The sequence below is a fragment of the Vibrio hepatarius genome, from assembly GCF_043642085.1.
GTDB lineage: Bacteria > Pseudomonadota > Gammaproteobacteria > Enterobacterales > Vibrionaceae > Vibrio > Vibrio hepatarius_C.
The window spans coordinates 18702-32511 of sequence record NZ_JBHZSA010000016.1; the positions used below are offsets into that span (position 1 = coordinate 18702).

The window sequence follows — 13810 nt, forward strand, 5'->3', positions numbered from 1 at the left end:
TTACGCCTCCTCTGCTGTTTTCGTTGGTGTGCCGTCAGGCTTGAACATTGAGATAACGAAGTCCATTGAAGACTCAACTTTACCTTGGTTAACCGCTGCCGCAGGATCAACGTTCTTCGGACAAACGTCAGAACAGTAACCCACGAACGTACAACCCCAAGCGCCGTTTTCACCGTTGATCAGTGACATACGCTCAGCTTTACCGTTATCACGGCTATCTAAGTTGTAGCGGTGAGCAAGCGTTAGTGCTGCAGGACCGATAAACTCAGGGTTTAAACCAAACTGAGGACATGCCGCGTAGCAAAGACCACAGTTGATACAACCAGCAAATTGCTTGTACTTGGCCATTTGCTCAGGTGTTTGTAGGTTAGTGCCATCTTCAGGTTTGCGGTCGTTACCAATGATGTAAGGCTTGATCGCTTCTAGGCGCTCGATAAACGGCGTCATATCAACGATTAAGTCTTTCTCAATTGGGAAGTTTGCTAGTGGCTCAATTTTAACGCCATTTGGGTAATCACGTAGGAAGCTCTTACAAGCTAGCTTCGGCACGCCGTTAACCATGATGCCGCAAGAACCACAGATCGCCATACGACAAGACCAGCGGTAAGATAGGTCTTTATCTAGGTTATCTTTGATGTAGCCAAGTGCATCAAGTGTTGACATGGTTTCATCAAACGGCACTTCAAAGGTTTGAAAATGCGGTTCTGCATCTTGCTCTGGGTCATAGCGCAGAACTTCTACTTTTTGGATGCGATTCGCTGACATTATGCTTGCTCCTCTGCTTTCTTCTCTGCCGCTTTCGCCGCTTCTTCTGCTGCTGCCGCTTTTTCTGCCGCTTCACCGTATAGACGTGCTTTTGGTTGAGATTTAGTGATCTTCACGCCGCTGTAGTCGATACTTGGTGCTGAATCTTCTTTGAAGAAGGCCAGAGAGTGTTTCAGGAAGTTCACGTCATCACGTTCAGTGCAGTTGTCATCAAGACGTTGGTGCGCACCGCGTGACTCTTTACGCAAGATTGCTGAGTGAACCATAGCTTCAGCAACTTCAAGGCCGTAGCCGACTTCGATAGCGTATAGAAGGTCAGTGTTGAACACTTTGCCTTTGTCTTTGATGCTGATGTTTTTGTAGCGTGCTTTCAGCTCAGTGATCTTATCGATGGTTGCTTGCATCAGATCTTCTTGGCGGTAGATACCACAGCCTGCTTCCATGGTGTGACCCATTTCAGTGCGGATATCAGCCCAGTTTTCATCGCCTTCTTGGTTCATCAGTGCTGCGATGCGCTCTTCAACCGCTTTTACTTGAGCCGCGATAGACTCTTCGTTCCAGCCTTTGAATTCCGCTGCGCGTTTCACCGCTTGTTCACCAGCAACGCGGCCGAATACCACGAACTCAGCCAGTGAGTTAGAACCAAGACGGTTTGCACCGTGAAGACCAACAGAAGCACATTCACCGACAGCGAATAGACCTTTAATGCGCGTTTCACATTCGCCGTTAGTTTCAATACCACCCATGGTGTAGTGCACCGTTGGGCGAATAGGAATCGGCTCTTTTGCAGGGTCAACGTTCACGTAAGCTTTCGCTAGCTCACAGATAAATGGTAGACGCTCTTGCAGGTACTCTTCACCTAAGTGGCGAAGGTCAAGGTGTACGACATCACCAAGAGGGTGCTTGATGGTGTTGCCTTTCTGCTGTTCGTGCCAGAAAGCTTGCGAAACTTTGTCACGTGGGCCCAGTTCCATGTATTTGTTCTTCGGCTGGCCCACTGGAGTTTCAGGACCCATGCCGTAATCTTGTAGGTAACGGTAGCCGTTCTTGTTGACGATGATACCGCCTTCACCACGACAACCTTCGGTCATCAGGATACCTGTACCAGGAAGACCTGTTGGGTGGTATTGAACGAACTCCATATCGCGTAGAGGAACGCCGTGACGGTAAGCCATCGCCATGCCGTCGCCCGTTACGATACCGCCGTTAGTGTTACAGTGGTAAACACGACCTGCGCCACCGGTTGCAAGAACAACGGATTTTGCTTTGATGGTAACTAATTCACCTTCTGACATGTGAATCGCGATCAGGCCTTGGACCTCACCTTCATCAACAAGTAGATCCACCACAAAGTACTCATCAAAACGTTTGATGTTGTCGTACTTCATTGATGTCTGGAATAGGGTGTGAAGCATGTGGAAGCCGGTTTTATCGGCTGCGAACCAAGTGCGCTCAACTTTCATACCGCCAAAGCGGCGTACGTTGACTTCACCGTTCTCTTTACGACTCCATGGGCAACCCCATTGCTCCATTTGGATCATTTCGCGAGTCGCGTTTTCTACAAAGTATTCAACAACGTCCTGTTCACATAGCCAGTCGCCACCGCCAACAGTGTCGTTGAAGTGGTTGTCTAGGCTATCTTCATCCTTGATAACTGCTGCTGAGCCACCTTCCGCTGCGACTGTATGAGAACGCATAGGGTAAACTTTAGAAATCAGTGCTACTTCTAAGTCAGGGTTTGCTTCAGCTGCTGCAATAGCAGTACGAAGACCAGCGCCGCCTGCGCCGATGACTGCGATATCTGTGGTGATAATTTGCACAGTTATCCTCCAGTGTGAAATTGCGGAATCTTCCGCTTGTTATAATAAAATGGGGAAACACCCCAAAAGTGGTAGGGTTAGTGTAGAAGAGCTAATTTACAGAAAAATTGATTTATTTAGCTTTTTGCTTCGGTAGTGCATCAAAGGGCATAAAAAATATAGGTTATGTGACTGCAATCACGGCAAGAATAGTTTCAGGTCTTTGCTGGACTGAGTGCTTGTTAAGCCACTGTTACGTAACATTACTGGCATTGATAGCAGCGTTAATAAAGGATGTTTTTTGTACTGTGCTACGTAAATTACTTGCTTCAATTATGAACAATATCTTATGCCGCTGCTGGGCAGTATTAAGCTAGGCAAATATCAATAAACTTGCTATTTTCCTCGCCAGATATAGAGATGAGATCTTTTAAGATGAACAACCAGTGGCAACCAACCGCGTCGGTTAAGCAACTTCGCCAACGCGCCGATATTATGGCGAAAATCCGCCAGTTCTTTGCACAGCGTGATGTGTTGGAGGTCGACACTCCAGCGATGAGTCATGCCACAGTGACAGACATTCACCTGCATACCTTTCAAACGGAATTTGTTGGTCCTGGTTACGCGGATGGGCGCAAGCTCTACTTTATGACCAGCCCGGAATTCCATATGAAACGTCTGCTCGCTGCGGGGAGTGGCTGTATCTATCAAATCAATAAAGCCTTTCGTAATGAAGAGAGCGGCCGTTATCACAACCCAGAGTTCACTATGCTGGAATGGTATCGAGTGGGGTTTGATCATCATAAGCTAATGGATGAAATGGATTCGTTACTGCAGTTAGTGCTTGAATGTGGCTGTGCTGAGCGTATGAGCTATCAGCAGGTATTTATTGATGTTCTTGGAGTGTGTCCGCTGGAAGGTTCGATGGCCGAACTAAAAGCAGTCGCGGCGACACTGGGCTTAAGTGATATCGCAGAGCCGGAGCAAGACCGTGATACCTTGCTGCAGTTACTGTTCAGTATTGGCGTTGAGAATAAAATCGGTCAGCGCGTGCCTGCATTTGTTTACGACTTCCCGGCATCGCAAGCGGCGTTGGCGAAGATTAACCCGCAAGACTCTCGCGTTGCCGATCGTTTTGAAGTCTACTTCAAAGGTATTGAGCTGGCGAACGGCTTCCATGAACTGGATAACCCACAAGAACAATTGAATCGCTTTGAGTCAGACAACGCAAAACGCCTAGAGATGGGATTGCCTCCTCAACCGATCGATCATCACCTCATTGCGGCATTAGAATCAGGTTTACCAGAATGCGCAGGCGTAGCACTTGGTATCGAACGATTGATTATGCTGACGATCGGCTGTGATCATATCGATCAAGTAACCGCATTTCCGTTCCCACGAGCGTAGAGAAATGTGTAATAGATTCCTATTCTGCGTGTAATTGACTCGCTTAGGCATCTTATCCTCGCTATACTTCGAGACTGAATTTTTAGCCTAGAGCCGCAATCCCCTTCATATTTGAAGCGACAGCGTTGTTGACGGCGTCAATTCATCCTAATCACATAGAGCCCCTATGCTCATAGGACTGAACTGACTTGTCGCCTAGCTGTAGCTCCAACTATTTTGGGCATTCAACCTTTTATTGGAAGTTGCGGCTTTATTATCAAAGAGCACAGGACATGCAAGAGTACATCGCATTTTTTCAAGAGAACATGATTCTATCTGTGGTTTGGGTAGGTCTTGTTGTCGCCTTGATCATGAACATCGTTAAGTCATCAACAGCGGCTTACAAAGAGATCACCGCTGCACAAACAACTCATCTAATGAACCGTGAAAGCGGTGTTGTGGTTGATATCCGTAGTAAAGATGAGTTCCGTAAAGGCCATATTACGGATGCAGTTCACATTTTACCGTCAGACATTAAAGCGGGTAACTTTGGTAGCCTTGAAAACCACAAATCTGACCCAATCATTGTGGTATGTAAGACTGGTCAAACTGCGCAAGAGAGTGCAAACCTTCTTGCAAAAGCAGGTTTTGAAAACGTGAACCTGATGAAAAACGGTTTGATCGCTTGGAGTGAAGCAAACATGCCTTTAGTTAAAGGCAAGAAGTAATTCCAGCACCCAATATCGACACGCTGATTGAAAAATCAGCGTTTGTTTTAGAGAGATGTGAAGAGTTCCACGAATTTTATCGGAAACCTAGTCATAGCAACGTCTCTCGGTTAGTCTCCAGTAAGACTATTTAATGCAGGATTAAAGGATTTTTAAAATGGCTGAAGCAGCACCACAACAAGAAGCACAGAACTTCGCAATTCAACGTATTTTCCTAAAAGATGTATCTTTTGAAGCGCCTAACTCTCCTGACATGTTCCAAAAAGAGTGGAACCCAGATGTAAAACTGGACCTAGACACTCAAAGCCGCGAACTAGGTGAAGGTGTATACGAAGTGGTTCTACGTCTAACAGTGACGGTTAAGAACGCTGAAGAAAACGCATTCCTATGTGAAGTTCAGCAAGGTGGTATCTTCACTGCTGATAAGATGGAAGCTGGTCAACTCGCACACTGCCTAGGTGCATTCTGCCCGAACATCCTGTTCCCATACGCTCGCGAGACTATCTCAAGCCTAGTGGTTAAAGGTACGTTCCCTCAACTAAACCTAGCACCAGTTAACTTTGATGCTCTGTTTATGAACTACCTACAGCAGCAAGCTCAGCAAGAAGGTCAAGCTGAAGCATAATTAATTTTCCTCTGTTAAACAGAGGAGCTGTAAAAAATGCACAGAGTGTCTATTATCGACGCGATGTGCATTTTTTGTTTAGAGGCATCAATAGCCAAGCGAATACTGGGCGCTTAGTGTTAATTTTTAATTTTATGTAGAATTTAACGATAAGATTCTAGTTACCCGAATGACAATCAGGCGGAACAATGAAAGATAAGACCAATAATGCCTACGGTAAAGATATTGCAATGACAGTACTGGGTGCTGGTTCATACGGTACTTCACTGGCAATCTCTTTGGCACGCAATGGTGCAAACGTAGTAATTTGGGGGCATGATCCAGAGCATATGGCTCAACTAGAAGCGGATCGTGCCAACCATGAATTCTTACCAGGTATTGATTTTCCTGAGTCGCTAATCGTTGAATCCGATTTAGAAAAAGCGGTGCAATCAAGCCGCGATTTGTTGGTGGTTGTTCCTAGCCACGTGTTTGGCATCGTGCTGAATAACGTCAAACCTTTCCTACGTGAAGACACCCGTATTTGTTGGGCGACTAAGGGCCTTGAGCCTGAGACTGGCCGTCTACTCAAAGAAGTGGCCTTTGATGCGATTGGTGAAGGTTACTCATTAGCGGTTCTGTCTGGACCTACATTTGCTAAAGAGCTTGCGATGGGGATGCCAACGGCGATTTCTGTTGCGTCACCGGATGCTGAATTTGTTGCCGATCTGCAAGAGAAGATCCACTGTAGCAAAACATTCCGTGTTTACGCTAACAGTGATTTTATCGGTATGCAGCTTGGCGGCGCAGTGAAGAACGTGATTGCGATTGGCGCAGGCATGTCTGATGGTATTGGTTTTGGTGCTAACGCGCGTACGGCACTTATCACCCGTGGTCTCGCTGAGATGACACGTCTCGGTGCGGCATTAGGTGCGCAACCAGAAACCTTTATGGGTATGGCTGGTTTAGGCGATCTTGTGCTTACGTGTACCGATAACCAGTCGCGTAACCGCCGTTTTGGTCTTGCTCTAGGTAAGGGTAAAGATGTCGATACTGCCCAACAAGAAATTGGTCAGGTTGTGGAAGGTTACCGTAACACCAAAGAGGTTTACTTATTGGCTGAACGCATGGGTGTTGAGATGCCAATTGTTGACCAAATTTATCAAGTATTGTATCAAGGGAAGGATGCACACTTAGCAGCAAAAGATTTGTTAGCACGTGATAAGAAAGCAGAAGCTTAATTCGAGCGCTAACACCGTACTAGAGACTAGGGATTCAGTACTAGGTATTTAAATGAAACATTGTGAGAAACAGAAAGTTTGGCAAACCATTGTCAAGGAAGCGCGTGAGCTTTCAGAGCAAGAGCCAATGTTAGCAAGCTTTTATCATGCGACGATTATTAAGCATGATAGCCTGAGTGCAGCGCTGAGCTATATTCTAGCCAATAAGCTAAACACTGCATCTATGCCGGCAATGGCAGTCAGGGAAGTCGTTGAAGAAGCGTTGAACGCCGATCCTGGCATCAGTGCAGCGGCAGCATGCGATATCTGTGCGACAGTGAATCGTGACCCGGCAGTTGCGATGTATTCAATGCCATTACTGTATTTAAAAGGCTACCACGCACTGCAAGGCTACCGAGTGGCGAACTGGCTGTGGAAACAAGGTCGAATCGCACTGGCGACTTATTTGCAGAACCAAATTTCAGTCGCTTGTCAGGTCGATATTCACCCTGCGGCAAAAATTGGTCGCGGGATCATGCTCGATCATGCGACGGGTATTGTGATTGGTGAAACGGCCATTGTAGAAAATGACGTTTCGATTCTGCAAGATGTAACCCTAGGTGGTACCGGTAAAGAATGCGGTGATCGTCACCCGAAAATCCGTGAAGGCGTGATGATCGGTGCAGGTGCCAAGATTCTCGGTAATATCGAAGTGGGTGAAGGCGCTAAGATCGGATCATGTTCTGTGGTTCTTCAGCCTGTTCCTGCCCATACCACAGTTGCCGGGGTTCCGGCTAAGATTGTTGGCCGACCGAAGACAGACAAACCCTCATTGGATATGGACCAGCAGTTTAACGGTCGCTCGCAAAGCTTTATTGGTGGTGACGGGATTTAATCCCTATACTTTTAAAAACAAAAAGGTTGGCTTTCGCCAACCTTTTTTCGTTTTGGTGGTAAGTTATGCTAGCTCTTCTAGCTCAACTAATACCTCTTCTGCCCACGTAATCCAAGCTTGACGGATCAGTAGGTTTCTACGCAGCGTCAGACGCTCAAGACGCTGTTGCTTATCTAATGTCGTCGTTGCTGGGTAGTATGCGTTTTCAATTTCTTGGTAGTGCGCAACTAGCTTACGTGACTCTTCAACTAGCTCAGAAAGCTGAACTCGGTATGGTGCTGAAGGCTGCACGGCGCAAGCCATTAATTTTGCAGAGAACTCGTCGCGAACGGTTGGGTGTGCGGTTGGTTGATCAAACCATTCACCAAGGGCGACTCGGCCTGAATCAGTAATTGAGTAAACCTTACGGTCTGGTTTGCCTTCTTGAGGTTCGAGTACGCAAGTCACTAAGTTATTTTGAGCCATTTTGTTTAGCTCGCGATAAACTTGCTGGTGGCTCGCTTTCCAGAAATAGCCAATAGTGGCAGAAAATTCTTTAGTGATGTCGTATCCGGTTGCGTCGCGTGTGCTTAGAACGGTTAAGATAACGTGTGGTAATGACATGTCTTCAATCCAAAAGGTAAATAAACTACTAAATACAACTGCTTAATTACTCTCGTGCTTCTTGAGGCACTCTTTATCGTATAAGAAAGCAGCACCAACCAATGTTGGTCATGTCACCTTGAAAAGCCGGTTTATCACCTAGGATCGATAAGTGAATTATCGAGGTCTACAGCATGTAAATTTTATATGTATCGCTGTAGAGGTTGAGTAGTATATCTAAATAATAAGCATAAAGTGGAATAGAAGGACAAAATAGCCCGAAAAACTGACAAAAATCTCAATAATGATAATTGATTGGTGTTTTATTCTATATAAATTGTCGTTTTGTCGCTTTGGATGGGGCTTGCATCTGGTGTTTTGTTTGATTGCCATATAAAAAAGGTTGATGCTTGCGCATCAACCTTTTCTTTTCTCAATGCTAGCGGTATTAACCTGTATTACGCATACCAGCGGCAATACCTGCGATAGTCACCATTAATGCTTCTTCAAGCTCTGGTGCTGACTCTTCATTCTGACGAGTTCGGTATAGCAATTCTGCTTGCAGCATGTTCAACGGCTCGACGTAGATGTTACGTAGGCGAATTGACTCTAGGCCCCAAGGGTCGCTTTGCATCAAGTTCTCATTGTTTTCTACGTTCAGTACCGCTTTGATATCTTTCTGTAGTTGCTCACGTAAGCGATCACCAAGTGGTAGCAATTTGCTGTCCACTAGACGCTCATCGTAGTAGCGAGAAATTTCCATATTACACTTGGTGTAAACCATTTCCAGCATACCTAGGCGAGTCGAGAAGAATGGCCATTCACGGCACATCTCTTCGAGTAGCGCTTGGTGACCTTTGTCGACTGAGTACTGAATTGCTTCACCTGCGCCAAGCCAGGCAGGTAGAACTAAACGGTTTTGGCTCCAAGAAAAGATCCATGGAATCGCACGTAGGCTTTCTACACCGCCGTTCGGGTTACGTTTCGCTGGGCGTGAGCCTAGCGGCAGTTTACCCAACTCAAGTTCAGGTGTTGCTTGACGGAAGTAAGGGACAAAGTCAGGCTCACCACGAACTACACTGCGGTAAGCTTCACAGCTTACTTCAGACAATACGTCCATCAGGTCACGCCACTCTTGCTTAGGCTCTGGTGGTGGCAGCAGGTTCGCTTCTAGAATCGCACTCGCGTACAGATTAAAGCTGTTTACTGCGACATCTGGTAGACCTAGCTTAAAGCGGATCATCTCACCTTGCTCTGTCACACGTAGGCCACCTTTTAGGCTCTTCGGTGGCTGAGAAAGCAGCGCCGCATGCGCAGGCGCACCACCACGACCGATAGTACCGCCGCGGCCGTGGAATAGCGTTAGCTCAACGCCTTCTTCTTCGGCAACTTTAACCAGTGAATCCATCGCATGGTATTGCGCCCAACCTGCAGACATTACACCTGCATCTTTAGCTGAATCGGAGTAACCGATCATGACCATTTGGTGGTTCTGGATAAAGCCGCGGTATAAGTCGATACCCATCAGCTGTTTGATGACCGCTTCAGCGTTGTTCAAATCGTCTAACGTTTCGAACAGAGGGCAAACGTCCATGCGGTAAGGACAACCTGATTCTTGTAGCAGCAGGTGAACAGCTAATACGTCGGAGGCAGTACGCGCCATGGAAATAACGTAAGCACCAAATGCTTCACGAGGCTGCGCTGCAACAATCTTACAGGTATCGAGCACTTCTTTAACTGACTCTGATGGTTCCCAGTCACGTGGAAGAAGAGGGCGCTTCGAAGCCAGTTCATTGGTTAGGAAGGCAACTTTATCTTGCTCGCTCCACTGATCGTAATCACCAATACCTAGGTAACGAGTTAGCTCAGACAGCACATCTGAATGGCGCGTACTCTCTTGGCGAATGTCTAGACGAACGAGGTGTACACCAAACGCTTTAATACGGCGAAGTGTATCTAGTAGCGAACCATCTGCGATGATGCCCATGCCACACTCATGCAGTGATTGGTAACACGCGTACAGTGGGTCCCATAGCTGCTCAATGCGTTGCAGTGGCGCTTTCACTGCCAGTTTTTGGCCGTGAATCTTAGCGTCTAGGATTTCTTTGGTTTCGTTCAGTAGTGCGCGAAGCTGTTTAAGTACGGCACGGTATGGTTCGTGCTCATCTTCACCCGCAAGTGCACGAACGGCATCATTACACTGGGTCATCGACAATTCGCTAACCAACTCGTTAATGTCGCCTAGATAAAGGTCAGCCGCTTTCCAGCGAGATAGAAGTAGTACTTCACGGGTAATGGTATGAGTAACAAATGGGTTGCCGTCACGGTCGCCGCCCATCCAAGAAGAAAAGTGTACTGGGCGTGCATCGATAGGAAGGCCTTCACCAAGGTGACCTTCTAGACGCTGATCTAGCTCGCGCAAAAAGTCTGGTACAGCTTCCCATAGCGAGTTTTCAACCACTGCAAAGCCCCATTTCGCTTCATCAAGCGGCGTTGGGCGCTGTTGGCGAATAGTGTCTGAGTGCCAGCTTTGGGCGATAAGTTGCTCTAGGCGGCGCTCTGTTTTCGCGCGCTCTTTCACTGATAACTCGCCAAGCTCTAGCTTAGATAGACACTCATTGATTTTGACCAACTTGTTGATCATGGTGCGACGAGTGATTTCCGTTGGGTGAGCGGTCAGTACTAGCTCAATGTTGAGATCACGAACGGCTTGCGCGGTATCTAACTTGCTGATGTCATTTTGTGCCAGCTTAGAGAAAAGCGAGTTGATTGCATCAGGTTCGCAAACGTGAGCGTCACAATGGCGAGAGATCGTATGGTACTGCTCTGCCATGTTGGTAAGGTTTAGAAATTGGTTGAATGCATGAGCAACTGGGGTGAGTTGTTCATTTGGCAGGCTTTTAATCTCTTCGATTAAGCTGTCGCGATCTTTTTGATTGCCTGCGAGGGCGGACTTAGAAAGTTTACGAATGGTTTCTACTTTCTCTAGAAGTACGTCACCATGTGCGTCCTTTATGGTGTTGCCGAGCAAGTGTCCTAGCATGCTCACATTGCTTCTGAGAGCAGAGTATTTCTCGTTCATTGTCATCCTGCCTTGTAAAAAAATTACATCCAATGTTCCTTGTTAGGTAAACAATCTAGCGAAAAATGTCGCCTGGAGTCAATTACTGTAGGTTAAGTTTGCAAATATTGTGCAAGTGAATGTAACGCTATACGAGCTATGTGATTGACTAATTATGTTGAAATTTTATTACAGAATTGGGCTGAGAATTCGCACTTCGTTCCGCACAATGCTCCGATGAGAAGTGAATTGGAGCTTTGCTCTATTAGAGGGACATATCTAGATTGTGTCATTCCTTAGAGAGAAGAATGAGCGAGTAAGGAATCTCTTTGGGTTTTCGGTTTGCTTTGGGAGATCCCCAACTCACTCGTCCCTCGTTCTTGAGGATGACGGCTTTGTCTATTGAAATAAAAAAGGTTGACGCAATGCGTCAACCTTCTAAAAAGTCCCAGCTGTTCAGCCCTTGCTAAAAACAATACTTGTGCATCGCTTTTGACAGAACATCGATGGTTGGGTCAATAAAGTCAAAAGCTAAGAACTCATCGGGCTGGTGGGCTTGGTCAATCGAGCCTGGGCCGAGTACCAGTGTTGGGCAAAGCTGTTGCAAGAACGGCGCTTCAGTACAGTAGTTGACTGTTTCAGAATCGACGCCACAAATCTCTTCTACGCCACCAATAAATGGATGGTCATGTTGACACTCATAACCCGGAATCGGTTCGTGCAGTGGGGTAATAGCAATACGTCCCGGCCATTTTGCTTCTACTTCTTTCAGCGCACCACGCAGCATGTTATCGAGGCCATCTAGGCTGATCCCCGGTAGTGGTCGCACATCATAGTGCAGCTCACAACAGCCACAAATGCGGTTGGCACTGTCACCACCATGAATATGGCCAAGGTTAAGAGTAGGGCTTGGGATAGCAAACCCAGGGTGGTGATACTCTTTGATCAGTTTGTCGCGTAGCTGCATCAGAGCAAACAGCACTTCATGCATAATCTCAATCGCGTTAACCCCTAACGCCGGGTCAGAAGAGTGACCTGATTTCCCCGTTACACGCACGGCATTGGCGACATGACCTTTGTGGCCGCGAATGGGTACTAGGCTGGTTGGCTCACCAATAATGCAGTAGTCAGGCTTAAATGGGGCACTTTCGGTGAAATGACGAGCGCCGAGCATAGTGGTCTCTTCGTCACAGGTCGCAAGTATATAAAGCGGCTTGGTCTGTTTACTCCAGTCTACTTTTTTAACTGCTTCAATAATAAAGGCAAAGAAACCTTTCATATCCGCTGTACCCAGACCGTAGAAGCGGTTGTTGGCTTCAGTGAGTGCATGAGGCTCATAGTTCCAACGCCCTTCATCAAACGGCACCGTATCGCTGTGTCCTGCAAGCAGCAAACCGCCTTCACCAGAACCTTTTTTGGCGATGAGGTTGAATTTACCCGGCTCTACTTCCGTCAGATTTACTTCAAAACCGATGTCTTTGAGCCAAGTGGCGAGTTTTTCAATCACTTGCGCATTGCCTTCATCCCAACTTGGATCTGTCGAGCTGATCGATGAGGTGGAGATTAGGCCGCTGTAGACCTCTAGAAAACTTGGTAATTGCATATTTAGTTTACTTTCCCTGTTGACAGATTTGGGTTAAGAAGGTAAAACACATATTAAATCACTTTTATTGAATAAAAAACCAATAAAGAGCGAATAATTTAAATTTATAGTCACAACTAGAGTGGCAATTTTAAGTCAAAAATGGATGTAAGAGATGCTTAAAACCACAATCATAGGCGCAAGCGGTTACACAGGAGCAGAACTCGCTCTGATGGTGCACAAACACCCTGAACTTACGCTATCAGGTTTGTATGTTTCCGCCAATAGTCTAGATGCTGGTAAGAGCATCGCTGAGCTGCACGGTAAGCTCGCGGGCATTATTAGTCATTCGGTCGAGCCGTTAAAAGATCCGGCTGAAGTCGCCAAACAGAGTGATGTGGTGTTTTTAGCCACTGCTCATGAAGTGAGCCATGACTTAGCGCCAATCTTTCTAGAGCAAGGTTGCCAAGTGTTTGACTTGTCTGGTGCCTTCCGCGTTAAGAAAGATGGTTTTTATGATGAGTTTTACGGTTTTGCGCATCAACATGAAGCTTGGCTTGATAATTCGGTATACGGGCTTGCTGAGTGGAATGCGGAAGGGATTAAGCAGAGCCAACTGATTGCGGTTCCGGGCTGTTACCCAACCGCTTCGCAGCTAGCAATCAAGCCGTTACTTGATGAAGCTTTGCTCGATACCAACCAGTGGCCAGTGATTAATGCTACGAGCGGTGTGTCAGGAGCTGGCAGAAAAGCCTCAATGACCAACAGCTTTTGCGAAGTGAGCTTACAAGCTTACGGTGTGTTTAATCACCGTCATCAGCCAGAGATTGCTTCTCACCTTGGTACCGATGTGATTTTTACTCCCCATCTTGGCAACTTTAAGCGGGGCATTTTGGCCACTATCACGATGAAACTCAAAGCAGGCGTAACAGAAGCTCAGATTGCAGTAGCATTTACGTCAGCTTACCAAAATAAACCGGCAGTGAGACTGACAGAGTCAACATTGCCAACACTACAGAATGTAGAGAATACGCCTTTCTGCGATATTGGCTGGAAGGTTCAAGGTGAGCATATCATTGTTGTTTCAGCGATTGATAACTTACTCAAAGGTGCATCAAGTCAAGCGATGCAATGTGTAAACATCCACTACGGATTTCCAGAGCTGACTGCTCTTGTTTAATTGGGCAG

11 protein-coding genes are annotated in these 13810 nt (G+C 46.6%); 6 read left to right on the forward strand and 5 right to left on the reverse strand.

Annotated elements, in window-relative coordinates:
- Both ACHUFZ_RS19480 and frdA read right to left on the reverse strand, forming a co-directional pair.
- The gene (locus ACHUFZ_RS19480; protein WP_053441438.1) at positions 1-765 is read right to left on the reverse strand and encodes a succinate dehydrogenase/fumarate reductase iron-sulfur subunit; all 765 of its coding nucleotides are present in this window, start codon (positions 763-765) and stop codon (positions 1-3) included.
- On the reverse strand, positions 765-2585 hold the full coding sequence (gene frdA, locus ACHUFZ_RS19485; RefSeq protein ID WP_394128443.1) for a fumarate reductase (quinol) flavoprotein subunit: 1821 nt from the start codon (positions 2583-2585) through the stop codon (positions 765-767). Before frdA ends, ACHUFZ_RS19480 begins: the two co-directional genes overlap by 1 nt.
- A 414-nt stretch (positions 2586-2999) precedes the next feature.
- On the opposite strand from frdA, the gene epmA reads away from it, so the two are divergent.
- From epmA to cysE, 5 genes are all read left to right on the forward strand, one after another.
- Positions 3000-3971: an elongation factor P--(R)-beta-lysine ligase gene (gene epmA, locus ACHUFZ_RS19490; RefSeq protein WP_394128479.1), complete on the forward strand. Its 972-nt coding sequence runs from the start codon at positions 3000-3002 to the stop codon at positions 3969-3971.
- A gap of 272 nt (positions 3972-4243) precedes the next feature.
- Positions 4244-4678, forward strand: a complete 435-nt coding sequence (locus ACHUFZ_RS19495) for a rhodanese-like domain-containing protein (RefSeq protein WP_394128444.1) — start codon at positions 4244-4246, stop codon at positions 4676-4678.
- 157 nt (positions 4679-4835) lie between these two features.
- Positions 4836-5303, forward strand: coding sequence for a protein-export chaperone SecB (gene secB, locus ACHUFZ_RS19500; RefSeq protein ID WP_053441434.1), 468 nt, complete (start codon positions 4836-4838; stop codon positions 5301-5303).
- 188 nt (positions 5304-5491) lie between these two features.
- Positions 5492-6523: an NAD(P)H-dependent glycerol-3-phosphate dehydrogenase gene (gpsA, locus tag ACHUFZ_RS19505; protein ID WP_134836560.1), complete on the forward strand. Its 1032-nt coding sequence runs from the start codon at positions 5492-5494 to the stop codon at positions 6521-6523.
- A gap of 52 nt (positions 6524-6575) precedes the next feature.
- Complete coding sequence (gene cysE / locus ACHUFZ_RS19510; RefSeq protein ID WP_053441432.1) at positions 6576-7397, forward strand: serine O-acetyltransferase; 822 nt, start codon at positions 6576-6578, stop codon at positions 7395-7397.
- 63 nt (positions 7398-7460) lie between these two features.
- On the opposite strand, the gene ACHUFZ_RS19515 is transcribed toward cysE, so the two are convergent.
- The 3 genes from ACHUFZ_RS19515 to argE all read right to left on the reverse strand — a co-directional run bounded on the left by ACHUFZ_RS19515 (position 7461) and on the right by argE (position 12643).
- Positions 7461-8000 (reverse strand): PadR family transcriptional regulator, encoded by a 540-nt coding sequence (locus ACHUFZ_RS19515; protein WP_134836558.1) that lies wholly within the window; start codon positions 7998-8000, stop codon positions 7461-7463.
- Between the two features lie 427 nt (positions 8001-8427).
- On the reverse strand, positions 8428-11061 hold the full coding sequence (ppc, locus tag ACHUFZ_RS19520) for a phosphoenolpyruvate carboxylase (RefSeq protein ID WP_394128445.1): 2634 nt from the start codon (positions 11059-11061) through the stop codon (positions 8428-8430).
- Between the two features lie 445 nt (positions 11062-11506).
- Positions 11507-12643 (reverse strand): acetylornithine deacetylase, encoded by a 1137-nt coding sequence (gene argE / locus ACHUFZ_RS19525; protein WP_394128446.1) that lies wholly within the window; start codon positions 12641-12643, stop codon positions 11507-11509.
- A 154-nt stretch (positions 12644-12797) separates the two neighbouring features.
- Between argE and argC the strand changes: the two genes are divergently transcribed.
- The gene (argC, locus tag ACHUFZ_RS19530) at positions 12798-13802 is read left to right on the forward strand and encodes an N-acetyl-gamma-glutamyl-phosphate reductase (RefSeq protein ID WP_394128447.1); all 1005 of its coding nucleotides are present in this window, start codon (positions 12798-12800) and stop codon (positions 13800-13802) included.
- Positions 13803-13810 lie beyond the last annotated feature (8 nt).